The 17,537-nt window shown below is 66.2% G+C and carries 13 protein-coding genes; 8 read left to right on the plus strand and 5 right to left on the minus strand.

Translation table 11 applies throughout. The features are described from left to right. Positions 1-48 precede the first annotated feature (48 nt). On the minus strand, positions 49-2,400 hold the full coding sequence (locus AC22G6_RS09045; RefSeq protein WP_487366503.1) for a DNA internalization-related competence protein ComEC/Rec2: 2,352 nt from the start codon (positions 2,398-2,400) through the stop codon (positions 49-51). A gap of 79 nt (positions 2,401-2,479) precedes the next feature. Between AC22G6_RS09045 and AC22G6_RS09050 the strand changes: the two genes are divergently transcribed. Continuing rightward, the gene (locus AC22G6_RS09050; RefSeq protein ID WP_487366504.1) at positions 2,480-3,043 is read left to right on the plus strand and encodes a DUF2062 domain-containing protein; all 564 of its coding nucleotides are present in this window, start codon (positions 2,480-2,482) and stop codon (positions 3,041-3,043) included. 19 nt (positions 3,044-3,062) lie between these two features. Here AC22G6_RS09050 and lolD read toward each other — a convergent pair whose 3' ends face one another. Genes lolD through AC22G6_RS09065 form a run of 3 tightly spaced genes read right to left on the minus strand, consistent with a single transcriptional unit; the run spans position 3,063 to position 7,226 of the window. Continuing rightward, entirely contained in the window at positions 3,063-3,785 is a 723-nt protein-coding gene (lolD, locus tag AC22G6_RS09055; protein WP_487366505.1) for a lipoprotein-releasing ABC transporter ATP-binding protein LolD, read from the minus strand. Continuing rightward, a complete protein-coding gene (locus AC22G6_RS09060) occupies positions 3,778-5,034 on the minus strand; it encodes a lipoprotein-releasing ABC transporter permease subunit (protein WP_487366506.1) in 1,257 nt (418 codons plus the stop codon). The genes lolD and AC22G6_RS09060 overlap by 8 nt, the downstream gene beginning before the upstream one ends. 53 nt (positions 5,035-5,087) lie before the next feature. Next, entirely contained in the window at positions 5,088-7,226 is a 2,139-nt protein-coding gene (locus tag AC22G6_RS09065) for a YgiQ family radical SAM protein (protein WP_487366518.1), read from the minus strand. Positions 7,227-7,461: 235 nt separating this feature from the next. Between AC22G6_RS09065 and AC22G6_RS09070 the strand changes: the two genes are divergently transcribed. From AC22G6_RS09070 to AC22G6_RS09080, 3 genes are read left to right on the plus strand one after another with little or no spacing between them, the layout of a single operon-like run. After that, positions 7,462-8,532 (plus strand): hypothetical protein, encoded by a 1,071-nt coding sequence (locus tag AC22G6_RS09070; protein WP_487366507.1) that lies wholly within the window; start codon positions 7,462-7,464, stop codon positions 8,530-8,532. After that, positions 8,529-10,220, plus strand: a complete 1,692-nt coding sequence (gene recJ, locus AC22G6_RS09075) for a single-stranded-DNA-specific exonuclease RecJ (RefSeq protein WP_487366508.1) — start codon at positions 8,529-8,531, stop codon at positions 10,218-10,220. The genes AC22G6_RS09070 and recJ overlap by 4 nt, the downstream gene beginning before the upstream one ends. Positions 10,221-10,275: 55 nt before the next feature. Beyond that, the gene (locus AC22G6_RS09080) at positions 10,276-10,704 is read left to right on the plus strand and encodes an HIT family protein (RefSeq protein WP_487366509.1); all 429 of its coding nucleotides are present in this window, start codon (positions 10,276-10,278) and stop codon (positions 10,702-10,704) included. Positions 10,705-10,731: 27 nt separating this feature from the next. Here the strand turns inward: AC22G6_RS09080 and AC22G6_RS09085 are convergent, their stop codons facing one another. Then, a complete protein-coding gene (locus AC22G6_RS09085; RefSeq protein ID WP_108975190.1) occupies positions 10,732-11,136 on the minus strand; it encodes a DUF2721 domain-containing protein in 405 nt (134 codons plus the stop codon). A gap of 404 nt (positions 11,137-11,540) precedes the next feature. Here AC22G6_RS09085 and prfB point away from each other — a divergent pair. The 4 genes from prfB to AC22G6_RS09105 all read left to right on the plus strand — a co-directional run bounded on the left by prfB (position 11,541) and on the right by AC22G6_RS09105 (position 17,503). Next, a protein-coding gene (prfB, locus tag AC22G6_RS09090; RefSeq protein ID WP_108948417.1) for a peptide chain release factor 2 occupies positions 11,541-12,645 on the plus strand; the annotation gives its coding sequence in 2 pieces (ribosomal slippage) (positions 11,541-11,621 and positions 11,623-12,645; 1,104 coding nt in all). Positions 12,646-12,696: 51 nt separating this feature from the next. Continuing rightward, on the plus strand, positions 12,697-13,995 hold the full coding sequence (locus tag AC22G6_RS09095; RefSeq protein ID WP_487366510.1) for a hypothetical protein: 1,299 nt from the start codon (positions 12,697-12,699) through the stop codon (positions 13,993-13,995). After that, positions 13,995-14,708 (plus strand): hypothetical protein, encoded by a 714-nt coding sequence (locus AC22G6_RS09100; RefSeq protein ID WP_487366511.1) that lies wholly within the window; start codon positions 13,995-13,997, stop codon positions 14,706-14,708. The genes AC22G6_RS09095 and AC22G6_RS09100 overlap by 1 nt, the downstream gene beginning before the upstream one ends. Positions 14,709-14,713: 5 nt before the next feature. Further along, positions 14,714-17,503 carry an ATP-binding protein gene (locus AC22G6_RS09105; protein WP_487366512.1) on the plus strand — a complete coding sequence of 930 codons (2,790 nt, stop codon included), beginning with the start codon at positions 14,714-14,716 and terminating at the stop codon, positions 17,501-17,503. Positions 17,504-17,537 lie beyond the last annotated feature (34 nt).

Below are 17,537 nucleotides of genomic sequence, written 5' to 3' on the forward strand. Positions count from 1 at the left end.
TACGGTTCCGCATTCAATTCCCGCGCACCCCCCTGCAGGCCGGGCCGATCAACGCCCGTGCCAGTAACGTGGATGGCGTTCGCGACTTGCCGTTGCAGTGACGCCATCTGCATCCACCTCCAGCGTGATGCTGCCCTGACTGTCGGTGCGGTAGCTGCGCGCCCCTGCCACCGCCCAGCGCGTCCAGACCGAAGGATGGGGATGGCCGAAGCGGTTAAGGTAGCCCACCGAAAAAACGGCCAGCTCGGGCATGACCGCATCGACGAATGCATCGATGGACGACGAGCGACTGCCATGATGTGCAACGACGATGGCCGAGCTCGCAAGCGTATCGCCGTGGGCCGTCACCAGCGCCTGTTCCGCCAGTTGCTCGATATCGCCGACCAGCAGCAATGAGCCGCCTGCGCCATGGATTCGCAGCACGCAGGAATGCTCGTTGTTGCGCCGGGCCGGCAGCGCCCTCGCCGGCGGCCAGAGCACATCGAAGCCCACGCCATCCCACTCCCATGTGCGACCGGCGGTACAGGCCTCACCCGGCCAGCGGGCCAGGCCGCGGAGGATCGGTGCCTCGTCGCCGGCCAGAATGTGCGTCACCGCCACCGCATCCAGCACGCTCTGCGTGCCGCCGACGTGATCGGCATCGTCATGCGACAGCACCAGGCGGTCGAGCCGGCTCACGCCGAGCGCCCCCAGATAAGGCGCGACCACGCGCGTCCCTGCATCACTCGCACCATAGGCCGGACCGGTGTCGTACACCATGTCGTGGCTCGCGGTCTGCACATGAACCGCCAGCCCCTGCCCCACATCGAGCACCACCGCCCTGAACTGCCCCCAGTCGGGCCGCGGCGCCTGCCATGAAAGCAAGGCTGCCATCACCGCGAGGGCAGCACCGCGGCCGGGTGTCGCAGCAGGCAGCAGCATAATGAGAGCAGCCACGCATCCGGCGAGGATCATCCATCCCGGTGGCTGTGCCTGCTGCCACAGCGCCAGGCGCGAATCGGCCAGCCACTCGAGCACATGCAACATCCACGCACTCACCGTGTGTGCGGGCACCAGCAGCACGGGGCTGGGCCACAGGACTGCGCCCAGCGTCAGCGGCGTGATCACGAAGCTGACGAGCGGAATCGCGATCCCATTGGCAACGGGCGACACCAGCGAGAACGCATTGAACAGGGCAAGCAGCGCCGGAATGGTGGCAAACGTGATCGCAAGCTGGATGCGAACCGCCATGCGCCAGCCGGAGCCCGGGCGCACACGTCCGCCAGCCAGCAGCAGGATGACGCCAACGGCGCCAAACGAAAGCCAGAACCCGGGGGACAGCACCGCCCACGGATCGATCAGCACGACGCACAGCAGCGCAAGTGCCAGCACCCGGCCAGGCGCAGACTCGCGCCCGAGGAGCAGCGCGACCACTGCCACAATCAGCATGATGAGCGCACGCTGCACCGGGATGCCAAGGCCGGCCAGCAGCGCGTAGCCAAGAGCGGCAAGCAGGGCCGCAGTCGCCGCGGCCTTGCGCACCGGAACCCGCAGCACCAGCCACGGCACCCGCCGCCACACCTGCGCGCACAGTCCGCCGATCATCAGACCGACCAAGGAGATGTGCATGCCGGAGATCGCCACAAGGTGCGACACGCCGGTGCGCCGGAATACCTCCCAGTGCGCGGGGCTGATCGCCCCCTGGTCGCCGACCGCAAGCGCAATCAGTATGCCGGCATGAGTGGCATCGGGCAGCGCAGCGCCGATGGCATCGCGAATGTGGGCGCGCAGGCGATGCACGCCGTGCATGAAGCCGCGAGCATCCGCATCCAGCCTGAGCGCCTCGTTTGGGTTGCGCACATAGCCGGTGGCACGAAGGTTTCGTTCCAGCAACCATGCTTCGTAGTCAAAACCGCCAGGCACTGCGTTGCCATGAGGGCGTTTCAGGCGCACCACGAAGTGCCAGCGCTCACCAGGCGAGACATGGGGCAAGGGCGCATCCTCGTCGCGCGACCGATACCAGGACAACAGCACCCGACCCGGTACGCCGGCATCGGCCTCCTCGACCTCGAACACGAAACGCACGCCCTCGCCCACCGCCTGCGGCAGCTCCGCGACGACACCGGTCATCGCCAGATCCCTGCCCTCCAGGGTGTGCAGCAAGGAATCAGCGAGGCGGACATTCGCCCGCGCCGCGGCGTACAGGTAGCCGGCACCGGACACCGCAAGCGTCGCGATGGCGATCAGCCCCCAGCGCACAAGTCCCGTGAACCGGACCGCAGGCCGCTGAAAAGCAGCAAGGATGAGCCCCACGAGGCATGCCACGCAGGTAATGGTGAACGGCACGTCGAGGCGCGGAAGCGCGGCTTGCTGCTGCAGCCACCAGATGCCGAGAAGGAAGGCGAGACTTGCCATACGCATAAACACGGATCATGCCCGCAGCCGCCGTCTGCCGGCAAGATCAGGCGCGGTGGCCGCTGCGCTAGAATGGGCGAACACCATGCGAAAATCACTGAAACGATTCCTGCCCAAACACGAGGCCGTGCGCGAAAACCGCTGGCTGCGGCCATTTTCCGGCACGCTGCTGCACCCCAGACTGTGGTACCTGAACCGTCACTCGGCAGCGGGCGCGGTGGCTGTGGGGCTGTTCTGCGGACTGATTCCCGGCCCCCTGCAAATGCTCGGCGCGGCGATCTGCTGCGTGGTGCTGCGGGTGAACCTGCCGCTGGCCCTGATCATCACCCTGTACTCCAACCCGCTGACCATCGTGCCGCTCTATGTAGCTGCCTTCGCAATTGGTGATGTCGCACTCGGCAGCACTGGCTCGGTGGCGTTCAGCGCACCGCCGGAACTCGTGGGCATGGACATCACCGGATGGATCGGCGCAATGATCCACTGGATGGCGGGTCTCGGTAAGCCGCTTGCGCTCGGGCTGGTGCTGCTCGCTGCGAGCCTGTCGTTTGCCGGCTACTTCATTGTGCGCGGCGCGTGGCGGATCTGGCTGATCCGCCAGTGGCGGGCACGGCAGCTGAACCGCGCCCCACGGCAGCGTGACGCAGGCTGAGCCTGCGCAAACCCCACGCTCAGACCAACAGTCCGTCCTCAAGCCGCAGGCTGCGCTGGGTGCGGCGCGCCATCGCATCGTCGTGGGTGACGATGACAAAGCTGGTCGACAGGCGCTCGTTGAGCGACAGCATGAGATCGAACACGCTCTCTGCGGTGCGACGGTCAAGGTTGCCCGTGGGTTCGTCCGCGAGCACGCAGGCGGGCTCGGTGACCAGCGCACGTGCAATCGCCGCACGCTGACGCTCGCCACCCGACAACTCACCGGGCGCATGATCGAGGCGATGCGACAGGCCGACCTCGCGCAACATCGCAGCCGCGCGTTCGTTGGCTTCTGCCGGGTTCATGCGGCGGATGTAGAGCGGCATCGCCACGTTTTCAAGCGCCGAGAACTCTGGCAGCAAGTGGTGAAACTGATAGACGAAGCCGAGCGCACCATTGCGCAGCTGCCCACGGGCCGCGTCGGACATCTTCGAGAAATCCTTGCCCATCAGCCGCACCGTGCCCGCACTCGGCACATCCAGCCCGCCGAGCAGGTGCAGCAGCGTGCTCTTGCCCGAGCCCGATGCGCCAACGATGGCCAGGCGCTCGCCGCGCGCGACCGACAGCGTCACGCCGCCCAGCACCTTCACCGCATCCGCACCCTCGCGGAACTGCTTCTCCAGCCCGTCACACGCGAGCACGGGCTCGTGTGCCGACAGGCTTGTCGATTCGGCTGCCGCCCGATTCGTGGTTTCACTCATAGCGCAGCGCCTCCGCCGGATTCACCTTCGATGCGCGCCAGCTCGGATACAGCGCGGCCAGCAGCGTCAGCGTGAACGACACGGTCAGAATGCTCACCACGTCGCTCATCAGCACCTTCGAAGGCAATTCGTTGATGTAATAGATTTCCTTGTTCCACAAGGTCGCGCCGGTAATCGTTTCCAGCGCGGGAATGACCACATCCAGGTTGTGCGCGATCGCCAGCCCGCCGAGCAGCCCCGCCACCAGCCCGACCAGACCAATGATCGAGCCCTGCAGCACGAAGATGGTCATGATCGATCCGGGGCTCGCGCCAAGGGTGCGCAGGATCGCGATGTCAGCGTATTTCTCCTGCACCGCCATCACCAGCGTGGACACGATGTTGAACGCGGCCACGCCGACGATCAGGAACAGGATCAGCGTCATCATGGTTTTCTCCAGCGCAACGGCGCGGAAGAAGTTTGCGTGGCTGCGCGTCCAGTCATTCACCGCCAGCCCCGGCTCTTCGAGGTAGCTCAGCAGTTCGCGTGCAACACGCGGCGCCGCGAACAGGTCATCGAGCTTGAGCCGCACCCCGCTCACCGCATCGCCCATCCGGTACAGCGCCTGGGCGTCGGCAAGATGGATCAGCGCCAGCCCTGAGTCGTATTCGTACATGCCGGCTTCGAAGATGCCGACCACCTCGAACTGCTTCACCCGCGGCAGCACCGCCGCCGGCGTTACCAGCCCCTGCGGTGCGATCAGCGTCACCTTGTCGCCGAGGCCGACGCGCAATGCCAGCGCCAGATCGCGGCCGAGGATCATGCCAAAGCGCCCCGGCTGCAGCGCCTCGAAGCTGCCCGCCTTCATGTGCTGACCGAAGTCCGCAACCGTATCTTCAAGCGCGGGAATCACGCCACGCACCATCGTGCCGCGCACCGCCTCGTCGAAGGACAGCATGCCCTGCTCCTGCACATAGGGCGCGGTTGCCATGACCGACTTGTGACGGCGGGCCTGTTCGCCAACCTGCTGCCACGAGCGCAGTTCGCCATCCAGGCTCTGCACCTGCACATGCGACGCCACACCGAGGATGCGGGTGCGCAACTCCTCCTGAAAGCCGTTCATCACCGACAGCACCACGATCAGTGCCGCCACGCCGAGGGCAATGCCCAGCATCGATACCAGCGAGATGAAGGAGATAAAACGGTTCCGCCCCTGCGCCCGCTTGCGTGAGCGGGTATAGCGCAGGCCAACCAGGAATTCATAGCGCATCGGAAATGGGTTCGAGAGAGTGAATTGTTGTTGTGCTCAGAAAACGGGACGGCTCACCTGTCCCGCATTGCGCGCTTGGCGCCCGCAGCCGGTTTGCGTGAGGGCTGACCTTTTCCGCTGGCCGTGCGCTCGGGCTGACGCGCCGCACCAGCCGCAGGTTTGCGCGCAGGACTGACGACCGGCGGCGCCGGACGCCCTGCCGGCGCAGGGCCTGCCGGCTGATGGCGCGGCACCAGGCACCTCGGCCCGGCACCGATCAGGTCGGCGCGGCCCATGCGCATCAGGCCCTCGCGCAGGATCGGCCAGTTCTCCGGGTCGTGCCAGCGCAGGAAGGCCTTGTGCAGCTTGCGGATACGGCCCGTACGCACGGTTTCCACCACTTCGGAATCGGCCGAAACCTTCTTCAGCGGGTTCTTGCGCGAGTGGTACATCGCGGTGGCGATCGCCATCGGCGTGGGCAGGAAGGTCTGTACCTGATCGAGGCGGAAATCGCGCTCCTTGAGCCACAGCGCAAGGTTCAGCATGTCTTCGTCGGTCGTGCCCGGGTGCGCGGCGATGAAGTACGGCACCAGGTGCTGCTTCTTGCCGGCTTCCTTCGAATACTTCTCGAACAGCTCGCGGAAAGCCTCGTAGGCGCCCATGCCCGGCTTCATCATCTTCGACAGCGGGCCATCCTCACTGTGTTCGGGCGCGATCTTGAGCAGGCCGCTGACATGGTGCGTGACCAGTTCCTTCACATACTCGGGCGAACGCACCGCCAGGTCGTAACGCAGCCCGGAGCCGATGGTGATCCGCTTCACGCCGGGAATCGCGCGCGCCTTGCGGTAGAGCTGGATCAGCGGCCCGTGATCGGTGCCGAGGTTCTCGCAGATGCCCGGATAGACGCAGGACAGGCGCCGGCACGAACGCTCGATTTCCGGATCCTTGCACGCCATGCGGTACATGTTCGCAGTCGGCCCGCCGAGATCGGAGATATGCCCCTTGAAGTCGGGCGACTTGTCGCGGATCTCCTCGATCTCGCGCAGGATCGAAGCTTCGGAGCGGCTCTGGATGATGCGTCCCTCGTGCTCGGTGATCGAGCAGAAGGTACAGCCGCCAAAGCAGCCACGCATGATGTTGATCGAAAACTTGATCATGTCCCAGGCCGGAATCCGTGCGCCGGCATAGGCCGGATGCGGCTGGCGGGCGTAAGGCAGCCCGTAGACGAAATCCATCTCCGGCGTGCTCAGCGGAATCGGCGGCTGGTTGAGCCACACGTCGCGCGCACCGGGGCCTTCGCCATGAAGCTGCACCATCGCCCGCGCATTGCCCGGATTGGACTCGAGGTGGAACACCCGCGAGGCGTGGGCATAAAGCACCGCGTCGTCCTTCACTTCTTCATAGGACGGCAGGCGCACAACGGTGTGCTCACGCTGCGCGCGACGGCTGGCCACACGCTCTTCGCGGCTCACGATGCGTACCGGCTGGGCGCCATCGGCAGCCGCCGCAGGTGCAGCCGCGGCGGGCTCCATCGAGTACGGGTCGGGGTGCGAGTCGATGCGGCCGGGCCGGTCAATCGCGGTCGATGCGGTCTCTTCCCAGCCTTCGGGGCGCGAGCCCGGTTTGACCATGAAGGCGGTGCCGCGAAGGTCGCGGATCGACTCGATCGGCTCACCGGCATCCAGCCGCTGCGTCAGCGCCACCAGCGCGCGCTCGGCATTGCCGAACAGCAGGATGTCGGCCTTGGAGTCGGGCAGCACCGAGCGCCGCACCTTGTCCGACCAGTAGTCGTAGTGCGCGATCCGCCGCAGCGATGCCTCGATGCTGCCGATCACCACGTTCACGCCCGGAAAGGCCTCTCGCGCACGCTGCGCATACACGGTGACCGCGCGATCGGGCCGCTTGTTGGGCTCGGCGTTCGGCGTATAGGCGTCGTCGGAACGGATCTTGCGGTCGGACGTATAGCGGTTGACCATCGAATCCATATTGCCGGCGGTAATGCCGAAATACAGCCGTGGTTTGCCCAGTGCCCGGAAAGGCTCTGCCGAATGCCAGTCCGGCTGGCTGATGATGCCGACGCGAAAGCCGTGGGCCTCCAGCAGCCGGCCCACCAGGGCCATGCCGAAGCTGGGGTGGTCGAGATAGGCGTCACCCGTAACGAGGATGACGTCGCACGCATCCCAGCCGAGCTGTTTCATCTCGGCGCGGGACATGGGCAGGAACGGGGCCGGCTTGCGGCGGGACGCCGAGACCGGAAGAATCGAAGGGGAAGCACTCATGATGGGCGCCATTGTATCGGTCCTTGGCCTTTGGCCATCGTTCCTGCTTGCACCTTTTTACCAATCAAAGCCAGACCTTCATCCGGTTCGGCTCCATCCGGGACGCCGCGCAGCCTAGCGAGCGGCCCGCACATGCTAGACTCGCCCGGCTCCATCCTGTGGCAGATCCATGCAGATTCACCTTGTTCTCCCCGGCCTGCTGTGGCCCAGCGCAACGCTGCTTGGCCCGGCAGCAGACCTTGCACTGCCCGGCCTGCATCAGTTGCTCGGATTCGGGCAACGGCAGATCGCGGACTTCGAACCCTTCGACCGCCAGATCGCACGCCTGTTCGGCCTCGACACCGATCCCCTGCCGCTGGGCACCCTGCGCCGCCTCGGCGAACCTGCGACGACGCCCGCAATCGACGAAGACGGCGATGGCGAGTGGCTGTGCGCCGACCCGGTCAACCTGTCGTTCGCCCGCGAACATCTGCTGCTGGGCGAGTTTCCCGCCGATGACATCAGCGCCGCGGAAGCCGACGAACTGATTGCCGCGCTCAACGAGAACTTCGCCGACATCGGCCGCTTCGAAGCCAGCACCCCGACGCGCTGGTATGTGCGGCTGGCTCAGCCCACCCGCGCAAAGCTTTATCCACTGCACGACGTGGTCGGACGCCCGATCAAGCACTTCCTGCCCGAAGGCGATGATGCCCGGCTGTGGCAGCGAACCCTGAACGAAGTTCAGATCGTGCTGCACAACCACCCCGTCAGCCAGGCACGTGAAGCCGCCGGACGACGACCGGTGAACAGCCTGTGGTTCTGGGGCGCGGGACAATTCGAGACGGCGCCACGCACGCCGATGGCAGCCGTCCAGGCCAGCGACCCGGTGAGCATCGGTCTTGCACGCGCGGCCGGTGCGCAGAGTTCGGCACCCGACCCGGCTCAGGCTTTGGCGCAGGACACACTCGTGGTGCTCGACACCCTCTTGCGGCCTTCGCTTCAGCTCGATCTCGACAATTGGCGCAACGGCCTCGTCGCGCTCGAACGTGACTGGTTCGGCCCGCTCGCCCAGGCTTTGCGCAGCGGTCGGCTGCAACAACTGACACTCAGCGCGCCGGGCGACCGCTCCACGCTGCAGCTTCGTGCCGGCGCGCGCGACCACTGGCGCTTCTGGCGCAAACCGCTCTCGCTCGATGCGCTCCTGAAATCCATGGCACCGCCCCCCGCGGTACAGCCCACGCCCGACCAGCCCACGCAATGACCCGTATCCAGACCCGCGAAGTTTCGCAGCGTACCGTCTCGGCACTCGCCGATGCCGGCATCCACCCCCTGCTTGCCCGCCTTTACGCCGGCCGCGGCATCCGCAGCAAGAGCGAGCTCGACACCTCGCTGCGCGCCATGCTGCCGCCGGACGCCCTGACCGGCACCCGTGAAGCGGCGCAACTGCTCGCTGACGCAATAGAGGCCGGCGCGCGCATGGTGATCGTCGCTGACTACGACTGCGACGGCGCCACCGCCTGCGCAGTCGGCGTGCGCGCGCTGCGTGCCTTTGGTGCCGACGTGCATTACCTCGTGCCTGACCGCGTCACCCTCGGCTACGGCCTGACCCCGGCCATGGTGGAGATCGCCGCTCGGCTCGAACCCGATGTGCTGATCACCGTCGATAACGGCATCGCCAGCGTCGAAGGGGTCGCCGCCGCGCGCGCTCACGGCATGGCCACCGTGATCACCGACCACCACCTGCCGGCCGAGACCCTGCCCGAGGCGGACGTGATCGTGAACCCGAACCAGCCCGGCTGCGACTTCCCCAGCAAGGCGCTGGCCGGCGTTGGCGTGATGTTCTACACCATGCTTGCGCTGCGCGCCGAGCTGCGCGAGCGCGGCGCCTTTCAGGGCAGCAAGGAACCCAACCTGGCCGATCTGCTCGACCTCGTCGCGCTCGGCACCGTGGCCGACGTGGTCAAGCTCGATCACAACAACCGCATCCTGGTCTCGCAGGGCCTGCAGCGCATGCGCGCGGGCCGCATGCAGCCGGGCGTGCGCGCTTTGTTCGCCATCGCCAGCCGCGATCCCTCGCGCGCCAGTGCCTTCGACATGGGCTTCGCCCTCGGCCCCCGGCTCAACGCTGCCGGCCGGCTGTCCGACATGAGTCTCGGAATCGAATGCCTGATCACCGACGACCCCGGCCGCGCAATGAACATGGCCCAGGAGCTCGATCGCCTGAACCGCGAACGACGCTCGATCGAAGCCGGCATGCAGGAAGAGGCCCTGCTCCGCCTCGAAGGCTTCGATGCCGGCAACAACGCCAGCATCGCGCTGTTCGAGCCAGACTGGCACCAGGGCGTGGTCGGCATCGTCGCCGGCCGCATCAAGGAAAGGCTGCACCGCCCCACCATTGCCTTCGCCCGCAGCAGCGACGGCGAGCTCAAGGGCTCGGGCCGCTCGATTCCCGGCCTGCATCTGCGCGATGCGCTCGACCTCGTCACCAAGCGCGAGCCCGACCTCATAGTGCGCTTTGGTGGCCACGCAATGGCAGCCGGCCTCACCATCAACGAGTCCGCGCTCGATCGCTTTCGCGATGTATTCGAGGAAGTGGTCAGCGGCTTGGTGGATCCGGCCGACCTGCAGCGCCGCATCGAAACCGACGGTGCGCTCGAGTCCGGCTACATGAGTCTGGAATCGGCACGCATGCTCGATCAGGAGATCTGGGGTCAGGGTTTCCCGGCACCAGTGTTCGACGACGTTTTCCGCGTCGAGCGTCAGCGCCTGCTGAAGGACAAACATCTCAAGCTCGAACTGTCGCGCGGCGGCACACGGTATGACGCCATCCAGTTCAACCATGCAGACGGCGCGCCAGGAGACATTCGTGCGGCATTCAAACTTGCCATCAATGAATACAATGGCGTCTCCAGTGTGCAGTTGATGCTGGAACACTTCGAAGCTGCCTGACGCAAAAACAAGGCAGCCATTTCCCCCGACGACCTGACATCCCGGAGACCAGACCATGGCCTACGACAACAACAACGTTTTTGCCCGCATCCTGCGCGGAGAGCTGCCCTGCCAGCGTCTTTACGAGGATGAGCACACCCTCGCCTTTCTCGACATCATGCCGCAGTCGGAAGGCCACACCTTGGTGTTGCCCAAGGCGCCGGCCGAGTTCATCACCGAAATGAGCGATGCCTCGCTCGAGGCCACCATGCTCACCACGCGCAAACTTGCCCGTGCAGTGCAGGCGGTCACCGGCGCACCGGGCCTGCTGTTGTCGCAGTTCAACGGTGCGGCTGCCGGCCAGACCGTGCCGCATGTTCACTTTCACATCATTCCGCGCTTTCCCGACCAGCGCCTGAAGTCGCACGGCCGCGAAAAGGCCGAGCCAGCCGAGCTTGCCGCACTAGCCGAGCGCATCATCGCCGAACTCGCGAAGTCTGCCTGAGCACTCGGTCCGGCCGCACACCCCGGGTCAAGGCTTCGGGGTCTTGTCGGCCATGCGCTGGATGTCATCCACCACCACCGACAGCGCGTTGGTGGAGACGAGCACTTCCACCAGCGACAGCACCAGCGATACCGCCAAGGTGACGATGCTGACGCCGAACATCAGCTTTCCCGCCGCCTCGCTGTGCACGAACAGCGCCAGCATCGACAGCGCGCACATCAGAAAACTGAGCACCCCGAAGGACTGCATGTACTGAATCATCGTGATCCGCCGCTTCAGCCCCGGAATCTGCATCATCACCACCGGGCTGCTCGGGTCAGGCGAGGCATGCAACTGCCGGATCACCTGCGCCAGACTCAGAAAGCGGTTCGTATACGCCAGCAACAGCAGCGAAATGGCGGGAAACAACAGGGCGGGCGTGGTGAGATCCATTACTTGGGGCCGATGCGGGACATTGAGGCCACAGTCTACCTCTTCCACCTGCAGTCACGCCTCATTCAGAGAAGCGGCAACCGTCGTACCAAGGGCCTTGGGGTGTCACCGCGCGGGGCTGTCGAGAGCGCCATTGACAGCGGTGCTGCGGCGGAAACACGGCGGCGCATGTCTGAGGGCGCGCAGCGACCGAGTTTGCGCCGACGCCGCCGCAGTGCCGCTGGCAATGGGAAGCCGAAGGCCGCGAACGTCTGCCCCGCGCGGTGACGCCCCGAGGCCCCAGCACCGGACCCCAGCTCCCAGCCCAGCCCACCCCGCCCCAGCTCACCCCCCATCTTCTGCCCGAATCCACGCCCTTCCCCGGTATAATGCCCGGTTTTCCGCATTGTCCCCCGGAGCTGTAAATGGAAGCAGAACGCCAGAACGCCATCGCCGAAAAACTCGCCGACCTCGCAGCCCGCGGTCGCGAACTCCGGAGGTATCTTTGACTACGATGTGAAAGCATCGAAGCTCGAAGAAGTTAACCTCGCACTGGAAGACCCCACCGTCTGGGACAAGGCCGAACGTGCGCAGGAGCTTGGCAAGGAAAAGCGCCAGCTTGAGGACATCGTCGTCACCCTGCAGAACATCGACCAGCAGTCGAAGGATCTGAAGGATCTGTTCGAACTCGCCGAAGCTGAAGATGACGACGAGACCTTCGTCGCCGTCGAAGAAGACCTCGGCGACCTCGAAGCCTCGGTCAACAAGCTCGAATTCCGCCGCATGTTCAGCAACCCGATGGACCCGAACGCCTGCTTCATCGAAATCCAGGCTGGCGCCGGCGGTACCGAAGCCCAGGACTGGGCCGGGATGCTCGAACGCATGTACCTGCGCTACGCCGAAAAGAAAGGCTTCACCGTCGAACTGATGGAAGAAACCGAAGGCGAAGTCGCGGGCATCAAGAACTGCACGATCAAGGTCAGCGGCGATTACGCCTACGGCTTTCTGCGCACCGAAACCGGGATCCATCGCCTCGTGCGCAAGAGCCCGTTCGACTCCAACGCGCGTCGCCACACCAGCTTCACCTCGGTGTTCGTGTTCCCGGAAGTGGATGATTCGATCGAGATCGAAATCAACCCCGCCGACCTGCGCGTCGACACCTACCGCGCCTCGGGTGCCGGTGGTCAGCACATCAACAAGACCGACTCTGCGGTGCGGATTACGCACGAGCCGACCGGAACCGTTGTGCAGTGCCAGAACGACCGCTCGCAGCACAAGAACCGTGCCGAAGCCATGTCAATGCTGAAAGCGCGCCTGTACGAACTGGAGTTGCGCAAGCGCCAGTCCGAACAGCAGAAGCTGGAAGACTCCAAGAGCGACATCGGCTGGGGACACCAGATCCGCTCCTACGTGCTCGACCAGTCGCGCATCAAGGATCTGCGCACCAACTACGAAGTCGGCAACACCCAGGCCGTCCTCGATGGCGACCTCGACGACTTCATCGCCGCCAGCCTCAAGCAGGGCGTCTAAGCCCACGCCGGACAGGCCGGTCATCATGACCGGCCTGTGCAGTGCCTTCCTATGATCGATCCCGACCTCTCCGACTTCCTCGCCGCAGGCGTCACCACAGATGACGTACCCGAACTCGCGCCGCTGCTGGCCGCACGCGGGATTGTCGGCACCTTCATCTCGCTGTTTCGCGGCTCGGATGCCGAGGTGTTGCTGCGCCTGCTGGTGTTGCGCGAGATCGGACAGGAAGCGGACGCCCCGCGCTGGTCGCCCGACACCTTGCGCCGACGGTTTTCCTACCTCGACCCGGTCAAGCTCGAAACCGTACTCAAGCGCCTGCGCGAGCACGACCTGCTCGCATTCGCAGACGACGGCCTCTATCACCTGTCGGACATGGGCCGCAACGCGGTCGCCTCGCTGTCGATGCTGCTGCGTTTCAGCGCCGAGGAAGACGCCGAACTCGGGTTTCTCACCGCACAGCTCGCCGGCCTCAGCGCCACCGGCAGCATTACGCCCGACGCCCTCAGCCACCTGTTGTCCAAGCTCAACGACCTCACCTGGCACTTCGAGGAGGCCATCGCCTCGGGCTCGGAATTCCGCATCGTCACCGCCCGCAGCCGGCTCAAGGCCAACGGCCGCTGGCTCGACCGCGGCACCGGCATCCTGCGTGAGCTGCTCACCGATCCCGAAGTCGATTTCGAGATTGCCCGCGTCGCCCAGCGCATCGGTCTGGCGCAATCCCGCCTCGCCCGGGTGGACGCCGCCTTCCAGCGTGCGCTCAACAAGATCGAGACCCAGCGCGTCACCCTCGGCGGCTCGGGCATTTCCTCGTCCGACGTCTCGGCCTGGCTGCGCCATCAGGATTCGGCGCGCCTGGCCGACCTGATCCTCGGCGCGCTCGACGCTGCGCCCGCGCCCGCCTTCCTCGCCGGCGGCCACGAACTGCTGGATCGTGCCGAAGCTGCGCTGGGCGCCGACGCGCACGAAAAAGCCGCCACAGCCGAACTGCCCGCGGCGCACGACGCCCCGACCTCGATCGCCCCCGAGCACGAAGACCTGCGCCTGCTCGAACACTTCGGCCACCGCCTGGAGCAACTCCAGCAGCCGGCGCCCCTGCACGCCATGGTGAGCGGCGGCGGATTTGCCGCGGCAAGTTACCGCCTGTCGCTGCTTGCCCTGCTCGCAGATGGCGGCGAGGGCGGCCCGGCCGACGGCCCCGTCGGCCAGTTCATGCGCCTGCCGCTGCAGATCGAGTTCACCGACCAGCTGGTGGATGTCGATGAAGACGAAATTGCGCGCATGACCGCAGGCGAGATCCGCCCCGCTCAAGGCAGCGCCCGCCCTGCGGACGCCCCCGCCACGGAGACCTGATGGAACACGAACTGCAAACCCTCACAGCGCGCCTGCTCAACCATCGCTGGCTGCCGCGAACCGATCGCCTGGTGCGCCGCGCCCTGGTGGACGAAACCTTCCGCCTCGATCTCGACCGTCGCCTTGCCGCCGTCGGCCTGCGCCTGCTCGACAACCCCTATGCTGCGCATGTCGCCGTCGGCCTGAACGCCGACATGCACGAACCGGTGTTTGGCGCCACCCGCGAATACGCCGCCAGCAACCTCGGCCTCACCCGCGACGAGATCGCCCTGCTGGTCATCATCTGGTCGCTCATCGTGCTGCCCAAGCGCGAGCGTCAGGTCACCCGGCGCGATGTCATCGACGACGGCCAGACTGACATGTTTGGCGGCGACAAGCCGGTGCCGCATGGCGACTCCGTATCTGCCGGCCTGTCCGAGGCCTCGCTGATCGCAGACTTCGGTGCCCGCCTTGGCGGCAAGACCAAGGTGCGCAACTTCGCCCTCGGCAAGCTCGCCCGCCTCGGCTTCATCGAGCGCCGCAACGGCCAGATCCTCGAAGGCCCGCTGCTCGACGTCGCCCTCGATTACCGCCTGCTCGCAGACCGCATCATCCACGGCACCCTGGCCGACGTGCTCGCCGAAGCCGGCCACGAAGTACCCAATGCGAACGCGCTCGACATCGCCGACGTGCTCCCCGACGACGACCTGCCCGACGAAGACACGGAAGACTGATCACGATGTTCCACATCAAGACGCTCGAACTCGTCCACTGGGACTACTGGCGCCGCTTCAGCCTGCCGCTGGACGCCCAGATCATCACCATCGTCGGCCCCAACGGCTCGGGCAAGACCACCCTGCTCGACGCCATGCGTACGCTGTTCGCGCTGCGCTGCTCGGGCAAGCGCGACTTCCGCCGCTATGTGCGCCGCGCCGAACGCAGCTTCGCGTGGATTCGCGCCGTGGTCGCCAACGTGCCCGGCACCAACGGGCGCCGTCCCTTCTTCCCCTGCCTCGCCGACGAAGTCACGCTCGCCTGTCGCATCCGCAAGAGCGGCGGCGAATGGACGCGCGACTACGCCATCATCGACGGCAACCTGTCCATCGAAGAACTCGAAACCTCGAGCGACTGGACCGGCCTGCGCGACTACCAGACCCGGCTCGCCTGGGGCGGACTGACCCCCGCCATCGCCAAGGTGCTGTCGCTCGAACAGGGCGACACCGACAAGCTGTGCGAATACTCGCCCAAGGCCCTGCTCGAACTCGTATTCGACGTTTTCGGCGACAAGGAAGTGCTCGACAACTACGCCGCTGCCCGCGAGGAACAGAAGAACGCCGAACGCGAGATCGAATCGCTCGGCATCGACCTCGACCGTCTGCGCGCCCAGGCCGAAACCAAGCGCCTCGAGGCCGATCGCTTCCTGGAGTGGAAGCAGCTCAGCGATGAGATCCACGCCCTCGAAGCCGAGATCGTGCCGCGCCTCGAATGCGCGGAGCTCACCCGCGAGATCGCCACCGAGCGCGACGAACTGCTGCGTCTCAACCGCGAGCGCGCCAGCAAGCTCGCCGAGCAGCGCGATGCACGCACCCGCGTCGCCGATATCCAGATCGAGCAGCAGGCCGCAGCCGCCGAACGCAATCGCCTCAAGCAGCAGGACAAGGACGCCGAACAGCGCCACCTCGGTGCTCACGACCGCGTACGTGACCTCGAGAAGACCCTGGCCGAGCGCGACGCCCTGCGCACCCAGCTTGCCACCGAGCACGGCGCCGACGCCGTTGCGCTGGAGAAAGAACACGAAGCCGCCGACGCCGCCCTGCTCGCCCTGCGCCGCAAGGAGCGCGAACTGCTCGCCGCCTTCGAGGAAAAAACCGAACAGCTGCGCGCTGCCCGCAGCCGCAGCGGCCCGCCGGGCGACGTCGAGGTCAGCCGCTTCCGCGCCACCCTGTCGGCCGAAGGCATCGCACACCAAGGGCTGGCCGAGGTCGTCGAAGTCACCGATCCCGCGTGGCAGGTCGCCATCGAAGCCATCCTGCGCCCCTACCGCCACGTGATCCTGCTCGAGCGCGAATCCGACCGCTACGCCGCATGGGCACTCGGTGAGCGCGAGCGCTTCCGCCACTTCGTCGTGCCCGAGCGCGAAACCGCACCACCGCCGCGCCCGATGAGCCTGGCCGAAGTGGTCAACTTCAGCGCACCGGTGCCGCGCTGGCTCACCGACCTGCTCAACCGCATCCGCCGCGTCGAGGACGCGGAATCCGCCCGCGACCTGCCGCGCGAGCAGGAATGGATCACGCGCGACGCCTACCACCGGGAACGCCGCGGTGCGCGGCACCTTGGGCGCCCGCACGACTTCCACTTCGGCGAACTCGCCCGCCAGTCGCGCATCGACGACCTCGAAGACGAGATCGCCCAGCTCGACAAGCAGCTGCAGGCCATCCGGCCCAGGCTCGACGCCGCAAGCGACAAGCTCACCGGCATCCGCCAGCGCCTGCTCGGCCTGCAATCCGCCCAGCTGCTCGCGGCCAACACCGAGAAGTACGCCAGCGCGGAGGCCGAACTGCCCGCCGCCACCAAGGCCCTCACCGAAGCCATCGCAGAGCGTGCCGACACCCGCGGCGCACTCGACGAAGTGGCCGAGAAGCTGCGCGGCATCGAGATCGAACTCGACCGCCGCAACCGCGAACAAAAAGCCGTCGACCTGCGTCTGGCAGACATTGCACGCGAACACGCCCCGCGTCGCCACGCCCAGGCCCAGCGCATCATGAAACTGCGCCGTCGCCGTCGCGGCATGCCCGCGCACTGGATGGACCACGCCGACATCGCGCTGCTCGCCGACAAATACGGCGACGCCCGCGGCGCCCGCCTGCAACTCGAGCGCCTGCACCGTCACCTCGATGAAGGCGACTGGATCACCGACATCTCGGTGCTCACCCTGCGCGACCGCATCACCGCCGACCTGCGCACCCGCGAACGCGACTATGGCGACCGTCAGGCCTACTGCGCCACCGCCAGCCGCCACACCGACGAAGCCCGCGCCGCCTACATCGCCAAGCTGCGCGCCACCGTGCGTCAGTACGGCAAGAACCTGAAATCCCTCGGCGACCTCTCCAACGTCAGCGTCGACTGCCCCACCCCGCACCTTGAGAACGACGACATCTCGCTTGGTGCAGCCGGCCTCGAAGTGCGCTTCGACTTCGACCGCAAGGGCGCAGTCGGCCTCAATGACGGCGAAGCCTCGGGCGGCCAGCAGGTCATGAAATCCCTCATCCTGCTCATCGCCCTGCTGATGGACGACGCCCGCCCCGGCGGCTTCGTCTTCATCGACGAACCCTTCGCCCACCTCGACGTCGCCAACATCGACCGCGTCGGCACCTTCCTGCGCGCCACCCGCGCGCAGTACCTGATCACAACGCCGGTAACGCACAACGCAAACGTATTCGCGCCCGCGCAGCTGACGCTGGTCACGCGGAAAAAACCGCCCGCAGAAGAATGGGCACCGCCAATCGGCGTGCTGACCCGCGAACTGTAAATCAAAGGTAAATCAAAGGGGTCAGAGTCGTGTG

This window comes from Parazoarcus sp. PS-13 R2A, from assembly GCF_057621855.1.

Bases quoted from the DNA above. Each gene is read 5' to 3' on its own strand.
- AC22G6_RS09100 (WP_487366511.1), top strand. From the start codon at position 13,995: ATGGAACACGAACTGCAAACCCTCACAGCGCGCCTGCTCAACCATCGC.
- recJ (WP_487366508.1), top strand. From the start codon at position 8,529: ATGACCCGTATCCAGACCCGCGAAGTTTCGCAGCGTACCGTCTCGGCA.
- AC22G6_RS09080 (WP_487366509.1), top strand. From the start codon at position 10,276: ATGGCCTACGACAACAACAACGTTTTTGCCCGCATCCTGCGCGGAGAG.
- AC22G6_RS09085 (WP_108975190.1), bottom strand. From the start codon at position 11,136: ATGGATCTCACCACGCCCGCCCTGTTGTTTCCCGCCATTTCGCTGCTG.
- AC22G6_RS09050 (WP_487366504.1), top strand. From the start codon at position 2,480: ATGCGAAAATCACTGAAACGATTCCTGCCCAAACACGAGGCCGTGCGC.
- AC22G6_RS09060 (WP_487366506.1), bottom strand. From the start codon at position 5,034: ATGCGCTATGAATTCCTGGTTGGCCTGCGCTATACCCGCTCACGCAAG.
- AC22G6_RS09105 (WP_487366512.1), top strand. From the start codon at position 14,714: ATGTTCCACATCAAGACGCTCGAACTCGTCCACTGGGACTACTGGCGC.
- AC22G6_RS09065 (WP_487366518.1), bottom strand. From the start codon at position 7,226: ATGTCCCGCGCCGAGATGAAACAGCTCGGCTGGGATGCGTGCGACGTC.
- AC22G6_RS09095 (WP_487366510.1), top strand. From the start codon at position 12,697: ATGATCGATCCCGACCTCTCCGACTTCCTCGCCGCAGGCGTCACCACA.
- lolD (WP_487366505.1), bottom strand. From the start codon at position 3,785: ATGAGTGAAACCACGAATCGGGCGGCAGCCGAATCGACAAGCCTGTCG.
- AC22G6_RS09045 (WP_487366503.1), bottom strand. From the start codon at position 2,400: ATGCGTATGGCAAGTCTCGCCTTCCTTCTCGGCATCTGGTGGCTGCAG.
- AC22G6_RS09070 (WP_487366507.1), top strand. From the start codon at position 7,462: ATGCAGATTCACCTTGTTCTCCCCGGCCTGCTGTGGCCCAGCGCAACG.